Annotated in this window: 15 protein-coding genes and 1 tRNA gene; 11 read left to right on the forward strand and 5 right to left on the reverse strand. The window is 61.5% G+C overall.

What is annotated here, in order from left to right; genetic code table 11:
- Positions 1–158 precede the first annotated feature (158 nt).
- The 3 genes from PHO31112_RS20960 to PHO31112_RS20970 all read left to right on the forward strand — a co-directional run bounded on the left by PHO31112_RS20960 (position 159) and on the right by PHO31112_RS20970 (position 2664).
- On the forward strand, positions 159–1334 hold the full coding sequence (locus PHO31112_RS20960) for a porin (protein WP_150622704.1): 1176 nt from the start codon (positions 159–161) through the stop codon (positions 1332–1334).
- Between the two features lie 485 nt (positions 1335–1819).
- The gene (gene rpsU, locus PHO31112_RS20965) at positions 1820–2032 is read left to right on the forward strand and encodes a 30S ribosomal protein S21 (protein ID WP_010806331.1); all 213 of its coding nucleotides are present in this window, start codon (positions 1820–1822) and stop codon (positions 2030–2032) included.
- Positions 2033–2190: 158 nt separating this feature from the next.
- Positions 2191–2664: a WbuC family cupin fold metalloprotein gene (locus PHO31112_RS20970; RefSeq protein WP_150622706.1), complete on the forward strand. Its 474-nt coding sequence runs from the start codon at positions 2191–2193 to the stop codon at positions 2662–2664.
- A gap of 355 nt (positions 2665–3019) precedes the next feature.
- Here the strand turns inward: PHO31112_RS20970 and PHO31112_RS20975 are convergent.
- The 5 genes from PHO31112_RS20975 to PHO31112_RS20995 form a co-directional block, all read right to left on the reverse strand.
- Positions 3020–3094, reverse strand: a tRNA-Arg gene (locus tag PHO31112_RS20975).
- Between the two features lie 264 nt (positions 3095–3358).
- Complete coding sequence (locus tag PHO31112_RS20980) at positions 3359–3643, reverse strand: hypothetical protein (RefSeq protein WP_150622708.1); 285 nt, start codon at positions 3641–3643, stop codon at positions 3359–3361.
- Between the two features lie 96 nt (positions 3644–3739).
- The gene (locus PHO31112_RS20985) at positions 3740–4585 is read right to left on the reverse strand and encodes an MBL fold metallo-hydrolase (RefSeq protein WP_150622710.1); all 846 of its coding nucleotides are present in this window, start codon (positions 4583–4585) and stop codon (positions 3740–3742) included.
- A gap of 18 nt (positions 4586–4603) precedes the next feature.
- Positions 4604–4930 (reverse strand): hypothetical protein, encoded by a 327-nt coding sequence (locus PHO31112_RS20990; protein ID WP_150622712.1) that lies wholly within the window; start codon positions 4928–4930, stop codon positions 4604–4606.
- Between the two features lie 7 nt (positions 4931–4937).
- Positions 4938–5483: a sugar ABC transporter gene (locus PHO31112_RS20995; RefSeq protein ID WP_150622714.1), complete on the reverse strand. Its 546-nt coding sequence runs from the start codon at positions 5481–5483 to the stop codon at positions 4938–4940.
- A gap of 165 nt (positions 5484–5648) precedes the next feature.
- On the opposite strand from PHO31112_RS20995, the gene PHO31112_RS21000 reads away from it, so the two are divergent.
- From PHO31112_RS21000 to PHO31112_RS21035, 8 genes are all read left to right on the forward strand, one after another.
- Complete coding sequence (locus PHO31112_RS21000) at positions 5649–6548, forward strand: LysR substrate-binding domain-containing protein (RefSeq protein WP_150622716.1); 900 nt, start codon at positions 5649–5651, stop codon at positions 6546–6548.
- A 357-nt stretch (positions 6549–6905) separates the two neighbouring features.
- Positions 6906–8090: a porin gene (locus tag PHO31112_RS21005; RefSeq protein ID WP_150622718.1), complete on the forward strand. Its 1185-nt coding sequence runs from the start codon at positions 6906–6908 to the stop codon at positions 8088–8090.
- Between the two features lie 178 nt (positions 8091–8268).
- A complete protein-coding gene (locus tag PHO31112_RS21010) occupies positions 8269–9066 on the forward strand; it encodes a GntR family transcriptional regulator (protein WP_150622720.1) in 798 nt (265 codons plus the stop codon).
- 20 nt (positions 9067–9086) lie between these two features.
- Positions 9087–10298: an ABC transporter substrate-binding protein gene (locus PHO31112_RS21015; RefSeq protein WP_150622722.1), complete on the forward strand. Its 1212-nt coding sequence runs from the start codon at positions 9087–9089 to the stop codon at positions 10296–10298.
- 4 nt (positions 10299–10302) lie between these two features.
- Positions 10303–11175 (forward strand): branched-chain amino acid ABC transporter permease, encoded by an 873-nt coding sequence (locus tag PHO31112_RS21020; RefSeq protein ID WP_150622725.1) that lies wholly within the window; start codon positions 10303–10305, stop codon positions 11173–11175.
- Between the two features lie 16 nt (positions 11176–11191).
- A complete protein-coding gene (locus tag PHO31112_RS21025; protein WP_150622727.1) occupies positions 11192–12208 on the forward strand; it encodes a branched-chain amino acid ABC transporter permease in 1017 nt (338 codons plus the stop codon).
- Positions 12201–12959: an ABC transporter ATP-binding protein gene (locus PHO31112_RS21030; RefSeq protein ID WP_150622729.1), complete on the forward strand. Its 759-nt coding sequence runs from the start codon at positions 12201–12203 to the stop codon at positions 12957–12959. The genes PHO31112_RS21025 and PHO31112_RS21030 overlap by 8 nt, the downstream gene beginning before the upstream one ends.
- The gene (locus PHO31112_RS21035; RefSeq protein ID WP_036661642.1) at positions 12956–13666 is read left to right on the forward strand and encodes an ABC transporter ATP-binding protein; all 711 of its coding nucleotides are present in this window, start codon (positions 12956–12958) and stop codon (positions 13664–13666) included. The genes PHO31112_RS21030 and PHO31112_RS21035 overlap by 4 nt, the downstream gene beginning before the upstream one ends.
- Positions 13667–13668 lie beyond the last annotated feature (2 nt).

Here is a 13668-nt window from a genome sequence, read left to right on the forward strand (position 1 = left end):
TTCCTTCGCAGGAAAGCACCGCTAGTTATTTAATAAGTACTCCATTGCATATGCGGTTGCAGCAAGCCTCGTATCGCTGACGTGAGCAACCGACATCGACCGGGGATGTCCGCAGTGACGGACCGAAAAAATATAAGACCACCATCAAAGAGGAAAACATGAAGCGCTTCCAACTCACGGCGCTGGCTGCTGCCAGTTTTGCCGTCGCCGCACCGGCGATGGCCCAGAGCAACGTCACGCTCTATGGTGTGATCGACGCGGGCATCGGTTACGTCAACAATGTGGCAAGCGGCCTGAATGCCAAGGGCGCGCACAACTTCCAGGCCGTGAGCGGCATTGGCCAGGGCAACCGTTGGGGCCTGAAGGGCTCGGAAGATTTGGGCGGCGGCCTGAAGGCGGTGTTCGTGTTGGAAAATGGTTTCAGCCTGACCAACGGCGGCTTGCTGCAAAACAGCCGCATGTTCGGTCGTCAGGCATACGTGGGGTTGCAGAGCACGCAGGCGGGTACCGTGACGATCGGTCGTCAATATGACGCCGTGGTCGATTTCGTGAGCCCGATCACGTCGGCCAAGCAGTGGGCGACGCAGTATGGCGCGCACGTCGGAGACATCGACAACCTGTACAACTCGTTCCGCGTCAACAACTCGATCAAGTACACGAGTGTGAACTACAGCGGGTTCTCGTTCGGCGCGTTGTACGGCTTCAGCAACGAAGCCAACACCGGCAGCGGCACGGGCTTCTCGCATAACAACGCGTTCAGCCTTGGTGCTTCGTATGCCAACGGCCCGCTCACGGCGGCACTTGGCTATATGCACCTGGCAAGCCCGGGCACGGCCAACGGCAGTGGTGCTGTGACGAACGATTACTCGAGCGCCACCGACATCTTCTATACGAGCGCCGTCGACAAGCACGACATCGCGGCGGCTGGCGTGTCGTACCAGATTCAGGCTGCTACGGTCGGTTTCGTGTACAGCTACGCCAAGGTTCGCTACACGAATCAGTCGTCGATTCGTGTGAATACGTTTGAACTGAACGGCAAGTATCAGGTGACGCCGAACCTGCTGGGTGGTCTGGCCTTCATCTACAGCGATGGCAGCGTGGGTGGTGCAACGGCGCTCTCGGGCATCACTAAGGGCACGAAGCCGCGCTGGTTCCAGGTCAACGCGGGGGGTGTGTACTCGTTCAGCAAGCGCACGGAAACGTACCTGACGGGTGTCTACCAGCGCGCAACGGGTGACGCTGTCGTGGCCGCGATCGACAATGTTGGCGGCCCGACGGGCACGGGCGCGCAGTCGCAAATCGCCGTCATCGCTGGCATGCGCCACAAGTTCTAAGGTGGATTTCAGGCCGATTCGCACACAGTATCGTCGGCATGACCGGCGGGGGAGGCCGATGCCATTCCTCTGGTTGCAACGGGCTCCGCCGCCTGCCGGTGGGGCCCTGTGTATTGGGGAAGGCCAATCCGTGTGCATTTCACCCACTTTATGTGTATAATCACGACCTTGTCCAAAATATGGGCAGTGCGGGGGGTGGCGCTCACTGACGAACGATGAGTGTCTGCTTCGCCATCAATCAACCGTTCAGCCAGTCTGGAAGGCGCGATGCGGGTTCGCGGTAGCGAGCGGGGCGTCGAATGCCAATCGGGAGATCGCAGAGGAGGTGAGTCGCGGTCCCGCCGGATGTGGTGTAGTGCAAGTCCGTAGCAAGTCCGTTCGTCGCGCCTGGCAGGAGGAGTCTCCGGCAGGGCGGGGAAGGGTGTCTTTGCTCGGTAAGTTAAATATCCGGCTCGAATGAGCCGAATCACTATTCGAGATATTGCATGACCAAGATCGTTATCAAAGACGGTGAACCCGTTGAAGTTGCACTGCGTCGTTTCCGTCGCGCTATCGACGGCACGGGCCTGATCAAGGAAGTCAAGGCACGCGCTGCTTACGAAAAGCCGACGGCTGAGCGCAAGCGCAAGAAGGCTGCTGCCGTGGCCCGTCTGCGTAAGCGTCTGCGCAGCCAGACGCTGAAGAAGAAGATGTACTAAGCACGTCGTTGCGCCGTTGGCGCAGTGAAGTGCGAAGTCAAGAACCCGCCGCGAGGCGGGTTTTTTTATGGATGGAAGCGGCGTATCGGTTTGCTACACTCATGGCCGTCGCTGCCACGCCGCGATCGCTTTATCCTCTGACTCCCTACGATTCTGATATGAAAACGTTGACTTTCGCTGCGCTCGACACGCTGACACAACAAGCCGAGCAGTCGCCGCGTGCCCGCATGAACCAGAACCTGCACGAGTCGCTGGAAGATCCGATTCAGCGTCTGGCCATTGCGATGGAGCCGGCAACGTACATTCGCCCGCATCTGCATCGCCATACGTGGGAGTTGCTCACGGCGCTGCGCGGCCGTCTTATTGTGCTGACGTTCGACGAAGCGGGTATCGTCACCGACCGCAAGGTGCTCGGAGAGGACGCGAGCGTAGCGGAGACGCCGCAGGGCACCCATCACACCGTGCTGTCGCTGGATCCGGGGGCCGTGATTTTCGAAGTGAAGCATGGTCCGTACCGTCCGTTCGTCGAGTCCGATTACGCGAGCTGGTCGGCACCGGCAGACACCCCCGAAGCCGCAGCGTTCATGGCGTGGGTCAAGACGGCGCAGGTGGGTGAGCGCTGGACAGCCTGATGCTCGATAAAGCTCCAATGGCGCGCAATTCGATGGCGCTGTTGGGGCGTCAGCGCGTTCAGCCCTGAAACTCGATGGCCATGGCGAGCAGCGCTGTGGCCGCTGAGTCGACTGCACCACGCCAGTCGATCCAGTCGACGGTTTCGGGTGGGATAGCGTCTGACTTGCTGTTGCCAGGGCGTGCCAACGGTATTCATGAAACCCCGGTAAGCCGGCCGACTGTGAGGGCTGGCTCAGCACGCGATTGATGGATGAGGCGCAGTCGTTTGTCACGCGGCCAGACGCAAAGGCGTTGGCAGGTGAGGCGGCACCGAAGGCATAGGTATCGCAGCGAACGCCGCAATCCATATCTGGATGGTCCCCCCGACAGGAATCGAACCTGTATCTAGCGCTTAGGAGGCACTCGTTCTATCCATTGAACTACAGGGAGAGACTGCATTCTATCCATTAGCGCGACGCCCTTTGAAATCAGGGACATCGCCTTATTCTACGGGGCTTTCCGGCTGATTGTGATACCCCTAACGTATCACGCCAGATCACCCCGCAACCTGCTGTATCACGTTGTGGCCGCTGCAAATCTGCTACAGCACGGAAGCATGCTGGCATTCATTTTGCAAATCAGTGCACATCGGCCACTTAGGCTTAACACGAGCGCAAGAGTATAGCAAAAACGTTTCACGTGAAGGCGCGGGCGTTAGCTTATGTACTCGAAATGGATGTCGATATCGAAGGCGACAGGAAACATCGACGAGATGTTGGCCTTACACTTTCGGGCGTAGCGTTGTTTTCGATAGCGATGCCCTCCTGACGCGATCCGTCTACCCTTGTCTGCCCGTTGCCGGGTTTTCGCATCGACACGCTCACGCACGTTTTGCAGAAATGGAGCGACGTCGGCGTCGCGTTTCCCCGTCACCGAGATGAAGCGCGAATCGAAGTCCGGCAGAGCCCCGTCCAACAGGTTCACGAAAACCATCGCCATCGGGCTTCACCACCGTCTATGTTCCGCCGACGGTTGCCGGGAATGCGAATCATGAGGGCGACGCGAGGCGGATCGCAGCCTCGCGCCACCATCGCTTTAGGCTTCGGTCATGTAAAGCAGGTCGTATTCGTTCCGCGTCCGCTTGATTCTCGCGAAGCCGAGTTCGCCCAAATGCATACCGGCGATCAAAAGTCCCTCCGAACTGACCATGTCCAGAAGCCTCGATCGTGTGGTGGCCGCCCGTGTGGGGTCTTGATCGAATGCAATCGAGACGTCGGGGCGTTCAATCTGGATGTGAGGAAAATGCACGACATCCCCCCAAACCAGCAAGCTTTGATCCCGGGATTCGACGAGGTATCCCGTGTGTCCATCGGTGTGCCCCGGCAATGACATCGCGCGGATGCCCGGAAGCACCTCCCCATCATCGAAAGTCCGCAGCCTGTCGCTGTAGCCATCGAACACCTGACGGGCTATTCGGAAGTTGCCGCGTGCCCGCTCGCTCGCACGACTGAGATTTCCCTCATCCTGCCAAAATCCGACCTCTCGCCAATGAGCGACCAGCTCCGCGTTCGGGAAGGCAATCTGTCCGGCGGCATTCACGAGTCCCCCGACATGGTCGGGATGGGCGTGTGTGAGCAGGATCGTGTCGACCGAGGACGGTTCGATACCGGCGAGCAGCAGATTGGCCTTCAGATGGCCACCCCATTGCTTGATACCGCCAGCCCCGCCATCGATGAGGATGGTGCGACCCGCGCCGCGTACCACATAGCAGTTGATATGCACGGCGTCGGGCACCGTCTGCCCGGCATCACGCTGCATTCTGAACGCCTCGGACGCCTCGATATTCGAGAGAAAGTCGAGGCTGGCGGTGAGGTAGCCATCGCTGATGGCGGTAACGGTGAAATCGCCAACTTGCTGGCTCGGAAAGACGGGAACGGGCACAACACTTCTCCTGATCGATTAATTTCGAGCGTGGATGCTCGGCGCCGCGTAGCCAAAACAACGAATGCGTGCCGTGAGACCTGTGCGGCGGGCAATGGCGCTCTCCAAGCCTTCCATGAACTGATTCATTACCGCGGGCGTGCGAAACGTCTCGAGGCGATACTGGATTTCCGCGAAGACGGGATGGCCGTGGCCATGCCGAACATCCAGATAGATGACGTGAACGTTTTCGAGTTTGGCCTCGAGGACGTTCGTACAAAGCTCGACACAGTCGCGGGAAAGCCCGGCAAGGCGCTCTCCGGAAGGCATGCTTCCCGCCTCGATATGGAATGTGACGTTCGGCATTGCAGACCTACTTTGTCGACGCTGTCGAAAGAGGGCGGGGGCTTGTCAGTTGCTCTGTCATCGGTGCGTACAGATGAAGGCCATCGACGATGCTCTCGACAAGCGGAGCGTTTGCCCGCGGCAGAACGGCGAGCCAGCGGTGCTCCGGAAACTTCTCCAACGCAACGGCGTGCATGGCCAGCGGCTCGAGGCCCATCCGAATCAGAGGATCGGGGCCACTTGAACAAAGCACGAGGATTTCATCGGCACCGACCGCCGGCGCAAGACCAATATCGCTATACAGATTTCGGTGCCAGTCGGTGATGTGTTGCTGCCACCTCGCGAAATTGCCACCGCCTTTCTGACGATATTCCTCTCCCATCAGCACTTCCAGGCCGTCAATCGTGTGGATGGCGAGATAGACGGGGCAGCCGTCGCTAATCGACCGGAAGCGTTGCGATGTGTGAAAGCCGGTGACCGAGATCAGGGCGGGCAGCTTTTCAAGGCTGTAGAAGTCGTTCCATTCGGCTTCGCTGTGAGAATCGGCGAAGCTGCATTCCACGGTGTAGATCATCAGATTGTCCTCTGTACCGGATGAGCACCTTGCTGCGAAAAACGCATTCTTAGTGCGGTAACGTAATGGTAATCTGGCATTTTCAGCGTTTATAGCGAATTAACGTCAGTCTTCAGTGATGTTTGCTCAAGCTGACCCGAGCACGTTCGAATCGACGAGACCCCCATGCCACGCAAAATCCCCAGCAACTCAGCGCTTCTGGCATTCGAAGCGGCGGCTCGACACGGCAGCTTCGCCCGCGCGGCCGAGGAGTTGGCACGCACCGAGGGCGCAGTCAGTCGTCAGATTGGCCGGTTGGAGGCGTTCTTGGGGGTTGCGCTGTTCGAGCGAGTGGGAAATCGGGTGCGTCTCGCACCTCACGGCACGCGGTACGCGGTGCAGGTTCGGGAGATTCTGGACCGGCTGGAGCGAGACAGCCTGTATCTGATGGGACAACCCATCGAGGGGGCGAGCATCGATATTGCTGCCAGTCCCACCTTCGCTGCCCGTTGGCTCATTCCCCGGCTGAAGCGCTTTCAGCGCGAGTATCCGAACATTACCGTGCATATTGCGGAACGTATGGCCCCCTTCCTGCTTGCTGGAAGCGGTTTCGACGCGGCCATCCATTTTGAACATCCCGCATGGGCGGGGATGCATCTGCATCACCTGCTGGAAGAAATTCTTGTGCCGGTTTGTAGCCCGGCGCTCCTTGCCGAAGCCGGTGCAAACACATCGCTCGATGCGTTGCCACTGCTTCACCGAAGGCAGAACCCGGATGCCTGGCAGAGGTATGCGCAAGCGTCCGGCATCGTGCTTACCAACCCGGCGGTGGGGGCGCGTTACGATCTCCACGTCATGCTGATAGAAGCTGCACTAGCCGGTTTGGGGGTGGCATTAGTGCCGCGTCTGTACATCGGCGCCGAGCTTGAGCAAGGCCGTTTGGTCGCGCCCTGGCCAGACGGCAAGGCGCTCACCAAGAACTTTTGCCTTGTGCTTCCCGAATCGATGGAATTGAGTGAGAGGCCAGTTCAGGCATTTTCGAAATGGATTCTGGAAGAGGCTCGCGGCTCGGGAATTTCCCGATAGAACAACCGCGCTCGCCATTTGTTCCATTGACGCTACAAATTGGCGCTCCTAGAGTCGTCGCCATGATGACTTCCGCTGTTCCAACGCCAATGAAGACGCTCGCTCGTAAGCGCGCCGCGTATCGCGTTCTGCGCGAATAAGTCGCTTTCTCCGTAGGCACGTGGCGCCTCGCGATGCAGATCGCGTCAGCGTGCTCTCCCATTTTGTCCTTCGCCGTCCGACGTGCGCCGCGCGCTCACGCCGCGGCTTCGTGCGCCCTCGCGTTTGCCCAGCCCAGTGAGCTTTCCGTTCACGGCTCGGGCAAGCGCACGGCGCATCGGGAAACTGTTTTCTTCAACAAAAGCAGGATGCACGCCTATGACACGCCTCACACGCAAAACGCTACCCCTCGCTCCCTCAGCTGCCGCTGCCTGCACCGCGTTGCTGCTCGCCACGACAGCGGCACCGGCCCTGGCACAATCCAGCGTCACGCTCTACGGCGTGATGGAAGCGGCCATCGTTTCGCAGAACCACGCGAGCCCCGATGGCGGTCGCATCTACGCCGTCAATCAGGCCGGCGAAGGCTTCCTCTCCGCAAGCCGCTTCGGTCTGCAAGGCGTGGAAGATCTCGGCAGCGGCATGAAGGCGCGCTTCGTTCTGGAAAACGGCTTCAACTCGCAGGCCGGGACGTTCGATCAACAAGGGCAACTCTTTGGCCGGCAGGCCTTCGTCGCGCTGCAAGGCGGTTGGGGCGAATTCGCGCTTGGCCGTCAGTACACGGGCGCCGTAGTGGCGATCTCGATGGTCGATCCGATCTTCATCGGCGCACCGCCCACGAACTCGTGGCTCGTCTTCCTGACGGGGCAGCGCTTCAACAACGCGCTCACCTGGACAAAGAAGTTCGGCCCGTTCGGCATGAATCTTCAATACGCTTTCGGCGGCATCGCGGGGCAGGGCTCGGCGCGCTCGTCGGCGTCGGGCGGCGTGTCGTGGGAGCAAAGCGGTGGCGTATTCACCGCGCAGGTGCAACAGACGCACGACTCACAGAGCCGTCTCGCAAAGACCTGGTCGCTCGGCGCGAAGGTGGGCTATGGGCAGTGGAAATTCCACGCCGACTATCTCCAGAGTCAGCGCGATGCCGGCTTCGACGTGTCCAACGGCGGCACCGATTACGCATCGATCACGAACATGAGCACCGCCGCCACGCCGACGACCGTCGCCGCCATCGGCTCTGTGTTCTCTGCGGCAAGACGAGATCAATTCTTCACGCTCGGCGCGAGTTACCTGCTCAATCCGTCGTGGCAATTCATCGCGGCGTATATGTACGACAACACGAGCGCGGTCAATTTCAGAGGCAAACGGCAGACGCTCTACGGCGTGATCGACTATTTCCTGTCCAAGCGTACCGACGTCTACTTCGCGACCGCCTACGAGCGAGTGGACGGCGGATGGTCGGGGCTCTTCGGCACGTCAACGACCAACTGGACCGGCGGCAACGGCGTGAAGCTCAACGGGTACGACAACCAGATGAGCTACTACGTCGGACTGCGTCACCGCTTCTGAAAACGATCGCGGCTCAGCCTCGAAGCATGCTGCGCCGGAACCTGGAAACCCTTGCGGCGCCTGCATTTGCGGGCCGCCTTCCGGTAATGCCGAATGCCTTAGGTGTTTTCCCGATAGAACATTCTGTCTGTCGCTTTGTTCTATTGACCGGACATTATGACACTTCCAGAATCGCCGCATGGATACCTCACTACCGCTTCCGAAGTACCACCAGATCTACCTCGTGCTACGCGAGCAGTTGCAGGAGGGACGTTTCGATCGCGACGGCGTGCCGGGCGAACATGTGCTGGCCGATCAGTTCAGTGTGGCGCGTATCACCATTCGTAAGGCGATGGAAATGCTGGTGGCCGATGGTCTCGTCGTGCGTCGCCCGGGACTGGGAACGTGGCCGTTGCATGCCGGGCAACGCACCGGCGGCAAGACGCCAGGCATCTCCCGCGAGAAGGCGCATCTGACCGGCTTGCTCGAGAACATCGTCAACATGGGGCTGCGCACGAGTGTTTCGGTGCTCGAATCGAGTGTCGTGGGCGCGAGCGATGCCGTTGCCGACGCGTTGGCGCTGGAACTCGGTGCACCGGTCTACAAAAGCGTTCGTGTACGCAGCACGCAGGCTGGCCCCTTGTCGTACATCACGACGCATGTGCCCCAGGGGATCACTGAGATCAATCGCGAAGAACTTGAACGCAAGCCGCTGCTGATGCTGCTCGAAGAAGCCGGTGTCGAACTCGGCGGCGCGACGCAAACCATTTCCGCTCGTCTGGCCGATGCCGTCGTGGCACGCCATCTCGACATCGCCGTCGGCTCTGCGTTGCTGGCGGTCACGCGCCTCGTGCGCGACGTGTCCGAGCGTCCCGTGCAACTGTTGCAAGGCCTGTATCGCCCCGATCGCTACCAGTACCAACTTCAACTCTCTCGTGTCGGCAATATCGACGCGAAGGTCTGGGTCAGCGAAGAACTGTCTGCCCAATTCCACTGATCACGTCCGGAGAATCGTCAATGAGTTCGCGTCGCACGTTCTTGCGTCAGTCCACTGCTATGGCCGCGCTCGCTGCCACTTCCAGCGCACCATGGCTCGCGCACGCCGCCGGCAAGCCGGTCAAGATCGGTGTGCTGCATCCCGTCACGGGAGCGCTGGCCTACTCCGGCCAGCAGTGCCGTCTCGGTGCACTGCTGGCCATTGACGACATCAATGCCGCAGGCGGCATCAAGTCGCTTGGCGGTGAGCCCATCGAGGCGGTGCTCGGCGACGCACAGTCGCGCCCGGAGGCCGGGTCGGCGGAAGTCGAGAAGATGAACGAGGCGGGTGTGTCGGCCATCGTTGGCGCTTATGCGTCGGCGATCTGTCTGGCGACGACGCAAACGGCGGCGAAATATGGCCTGCCGCATGTCGTTGACGTGGGCGTGGCCGACCAGATCGTGGAGCGCGGCCTGACGAACACCTTCCGTTTTGGCCCCGGCTACCGCATGTGTTCGCTGCGCGCGGTCGACGATCTCGCCGCCCTCAACAACGCCGCCGGGAAGCCGGCCAAGACGGTGATGATCGTGCACGAAGAGTCGCTCTTCGGTACGGGCACGGCCGCGCTGCTGCAAAAGGAATTGCCCGCCCGCGGCTTCGAGATCAAGGAAGTGATCAAGCACGCCAACCCGACGCGCGACTTCAATAACATCGTGCTGCGCATGCGCTCGGTGAATCCGGACATTGTGATTCCGGCGAACTACTACAACGAATACGCGCTACTGCTGCGTGCGATGAAGCAGCAGAAGGTGCAGCCCAAGGCGATCTACTCGGTGCTCGGCGGCGCGGCGTCGAGCTACAAGTTCCTCAAAGAGTTTCCGGACATCGCCGACGGCATCATCGACTGCAACCACTGGTTCAATCCGAAAGACCCGCGCGTGGCGACGCTCAAAGCGCGCACGCAAGCCAAGGGAGCGTTCTTCAGTTACGAGGTCTTCATGACCTACACGGCGATGATGCTGCTGGCCGATGCCATCGAGCGCGCCAAATCCGTCGATCGCGCGGCGATTACGGCGGCGCTCGCATCGAGTTCGTTCAAGGACCACATCATGCCCTACGGCCCGACGAAGTTCGTCAACGGGCAGAACACGGGCGCACAGCCGCTGCTCACGCAGGTCTCGCGCGGCGACATCAATGTGATTCTGCCGGACACCTATCGTCAGGTGGCGCCGATCTTCCCGCTCAAGGCCTGATGCGATGTTCGACCCGGTCATTCTCCTGTCGGCCGTGCTCAACGGGCTCACCACGGGGGCGGTGTACGCGCTCATCGCCCTGGGCCTCACGCTCGTGTACGGCGTGCTGCACATCATCAACTTCTCGCACGGCGCGGCGTTGATGATCGCGCTGTACGCCGTGTGGCTGCTCAAGGAAAAGCTCGGCATCGATCCGTATGTTGCGCTGCCGTTCGTCACACTAGGCATGTTTGCGCTCGGCTACGGCTTGCAACGCTGCGTGATCGAGCGGGCCAGCCACGGCAAGGACGAGAACATTCTGCTCGTCACCCTCGGGCTTGCCATCGTGCTGGAGAACCTTGCGCTGGTGGGGTTCAAGTCCGATACGCACACCATCGACACCCCTTACACGCTCGCCACCGTCGACATCGGACCGGTCATGCTGTCTGTGCCGAAGCTCATCGCATTCGGCGGCGCGTTGGCTGCGGCGGCGTTGCTCTTCTGGATCATGCGGGCGACGGATCTCGGCCGTGCAATTCGTGCCGTTGCCAAGGAGAAGCACGGCGCGAAGCTCATGGGGATCGACGTCGAGCGGGTCTACGCGCTGTCGTTCGGCATCGGCATGGCGTGTGTGGGCGCGGCGGCTTGTTTCCTGATGCCGACGTACTACGTCAACCCGCAAGTGGGCAGCGGCTTCGTGCTGGTGGCCTTCACCATTGTGGTGCTCGGCGGCATGGGGAGCTTCGCCGGCGCACTCGCCGGGGGGCTGCTCATCGGTGTGGTCGAGTCGCTGGGCGGGCTATGGCTGGGCGATTCGCTCGGGCAGATGGGCATCTTCGCCATTTTCATCATCGTCGTGCTGCTGCGTCCGCAGGGCTTGTTCGGTGCGCGGGCATGAGCAGGGAGAGCAAACGATGAGAGACCTTCGTTGGATCATGTTGTTCGGCGTCGTGATCGCGGCGCTGCTGGCCGCGCTGCAATCGGGCGTGTGGTTGTCGTTCGTGATGATGACGCTCTATACCGTGCTGCTGTCGCAGTCCTGGAACATTCTGGGCGGGTTCGGCGGGCAGTTGTCGTTCGGGCATGCGCTCTTCTTCGGCGTAGGCGCCTACGCGCAAGCGATTGCGCAGTTGCAGTGGGGTTGGAACCCTTGGCTGGCGATGCCGTTCGCCATCGTGATGGGGACAGTGATCGCCGTCGTCATCGGCGCGATCACGTTTCGCTACGGCCTCAAGGGGTCGTACTTCGCGCTCGTGACGCTGGCCTTCGCGGAAGTCTTCCGGATTCTCGCCGTGTCGCTGCCGTTCACCGGGGCGGGCGTGGGGCTGATGGTGCCGTTGCGTCAGAGCGTCGGGAATCTGCAATTCGCGTCGCCGCGTGGTTATGCGGCGCTTCTGCTCTTCTTCGTGATGGCCGCGCTGCTCGTCACGGCCTGGTTGCGGCATTCGCGCTTCGGCGCGTGGCTGCAAGCCGTGCGCGACAACGAGAACGCAGCGCGTGCGGTCGGCGTGAATCCGCTGCGCGTGAAGCTCGGTGCAATTGCACTCTCTGGCGCATTCATGAGCGCGGCGGGTATGTGCTACGTGCAGATGTTCCAGTACATCGACGCGGGCATTGCCTTTGGCTCGACGATCTCGGTCGAGGCACTTGTCGGCGTGATCGTGGGCGGTTTGGGCACGCTCTGGGGGCCCGTGCTGGGCGCGGCGGTGCTGTATGCACTGGGCGAGTTCACGCGAAATCTGTTCGGCGAGTTGCCGGGCCTGTCGATGGTGATTTACGGCGTGGTGCTGATTGTGATCGTGATGTTCCTGCCACGCGGCATTACCGGCGCGGGAGCGTCGGTGCGCCGGTTGCTGGGAACGGACAAGAAGACGGTTGCCGCGCCCGATGCGCAAGCGGCCGCCACGCATGAGGAGAACGCCCGTGTCTGAGGCGCTGTTGAAGGCCAATGGCCTGTCCATTACGTTCGGCGGCCTCAAGGCCGTTCAGGACGTGAGTCTCGTCGTCAATCCGGGCACGCTCACGGCGCTTGTCGGCCCGAACGGTGCGGGGAAAACGACGCTGTTCGGTCTGCTCTCCGGATTCCTGACGCCAACGGCGGGCCGTGTCGAGTTTCAGGGACGCGACATCACGGGGCAAGCCCCGTTCGAAACCGCGCGCCAGGGGCTCACGCGCACCTTCCAGATCGTGCAGCCGTTCGGCGCGCAGACGGTGCGCGAGAACATCGCCGTGGGCGCGCATCTGCATCAACGTGAGCGCCGCGCGGCGCTGCGCGAGGCAGAGGAAATTGCACTTCGCACGAACCTGCAGGCCCAGTTGGACAAGCCCGCCGCCGACCTTACCGTCTGCGGTCGCAAGCGTCTCGAACTGGCCCGAGCGTTGGCGACCCGCCCGCGTCTGTTGCTGCTCGACGAAGTGCTCGCGGGCCTTAACCCGAGCGAGATCGACGAGATGATTCCCGTGGTGCGCGAAATCGCCGAGAGCGGGGTGACCGTGCTGATGATCGAGCATGTGATGCGCGCGGTCATGAGTCTTGCGGAGCATGTGTGGGTACTCGCGCAGGGCAAGCTGATCGCTGCCGGTACGCCGCGAGAAGTCACCTCCGATGCCGCCGTGATCGAAGCCTATCTGGGGCACGGCACAGCGGCGCGGCTCGCTGCGCAGTCGGGAGGTGCGCAATGAGTCATTTGTTGGAAGTGGAGGGCTTGCGCACCGGCTATGGCCGTGTCGAAGTGCTGCGCGGCGTCGACCTGAGCGTGGGCGCAGGCGAGATCGTGGTGCTGCTCGGCAGCAACGGCGCGGGCAAATCCACGTTGAACAACACGCTCTCGGGCATTAACCCTGTGTGGGCCGGACGCGTGCGGTTCGACGGACACGACCTCACCGGGCGTCATTACCGCGACGTAGTGAAGGCGGGGCTGATTCAGGTGCCGGAAGGCCGCCGCATCTTCCCTAACCTGAGCGTGCGCGAAAACCTGATGCTGGGGGCGTTCGCCCGTGGACGCGCGTCGCGCGAGCAAAGCCTGGAGCGCATGCTCGATCTGTTTCCGCGTCTTCGAGAACGCATTGCCCAGCCCGCCGGCACGATGTCCGGTGGCGAGCAGCAGATGCTGGCCATCGGCCGCGGCCTGATGGCCGAGCCACGACTGCTCATCCTCGACGAACCGTCGCTGGGCCTCTCGCCCCTGATGGTCGAAGAACTCTTCACGCTGATCGCCCGCCTGCAACACGATGGCCTGTCGATCCTGCTGGTCGAACAGAACGTAGGGCAGTCGCTGGAAACGGGCCAGCGCGGCTATGTGCTGGAGAACGGCGCGATCCGTCACAGCGGCACGTGCGCCGAGTTGCTGGCGAGCAGCGACCTGCGCCGCGCCTATCTCGGAATGTAAGG

The sequence above is a fragment of the Pandoraea horticolens genome, assembly GCF_902459555.1.
GTDB lineage: Bacteria > Pseudomonadota > Gammaproteobacteria > Burkholderiales > Burkholderiaceae > Pandoraea > Pandoraea horticolens.

Coding starts and splice junctions, on each gene's coding strand:
- PHO31112_RS20960 (WP_150622704.1), top strand. CDS start 159: ATGAAGCGCTTCCAACTCACGGCGCTGGCTGCTGCCAGTTTTGCCGTC.
- rpsU (WP_010806331.1), top strand. CDS start 1,820: ATGACCAAGATCGTTATCAAAGACGGTGAACCCGTTGAAGTTGCACTG.
- PHO31112_RS20970 (WP_150622706.1), top strand. CDS start 2,191: ATGAAAACGTTGACTTTCGCTGCGCTCGACACGCTGACACAACAAGCC.
- PHO31112_RS20980 (WP_150622708.1), bottom strand. CDS start 3,643: ATGGCGATGGTTTTCGTGAACCTGTTGGACGGGGCTCTGCCGGACTTC.
- PHO31112_RS20990 (WP_150622712.1), bottom strand. CDS start 4,930: ATGCCGAACGTCACATTCCATATCGAGGCGGGAAGCATGCCTTCCGGA.
- PHO31112_RS20995 (WP_150622714.1), bottom strand. CDS start 5,483: ATGATCTACACCGTGGAATGCAGCTTCGCCGATTCTCACAGCGAAGCC.
- PHO31112_RS21000 (WP_150622716.1), top strand. CDS start 5,649: ATGCCACGCAAAATCCCCAGCAACTCAGCGCTTCTGGCATTCGAAGCG.
- PHO31112_RS21005 (WP_150622718.1), top strand. CDS start 6,906: ATGACACGCCTCACACGCAAAACGCTACCCCTCGCTCCCTCAGCTGCC.
- PHO31112_RS21010 (WP_150622720.1), top strand. CDS start 8,269: ATGGATACCTCACTACCGCTTCCGAAGTACCACCAGATCTACCTCGTG.
- PHO31112_RS21015 (WP_150622722.1), top strand. CDS start 9,087: ATGAGTTCGCGTCGCACGTTCTTGCGTCAGTCCACTGCTATGGCCGCG.
- PHO31112_RS21020 (WP_150622725.1), top strand. CDS start 10,303: ATGTTCGACCCGGTCATTCTCCTGTCGGCCGTGCTCAACGGGCTCACC.
- PHO31112_RS21025 (WP_150622727.1), top strand. CDS start 11,192: ATGAGAGACCTTCGTTGGATCATGTTGTTCGGCGTCGTGATCGCGGCG.
- PHO31112_RS21035 (WP_036661642.1), top strand. CDS start 12,956: ATGAGTCATTTGTTGGAAGTGGAGGGCTTGCGCACCGGCTATGGCCGT.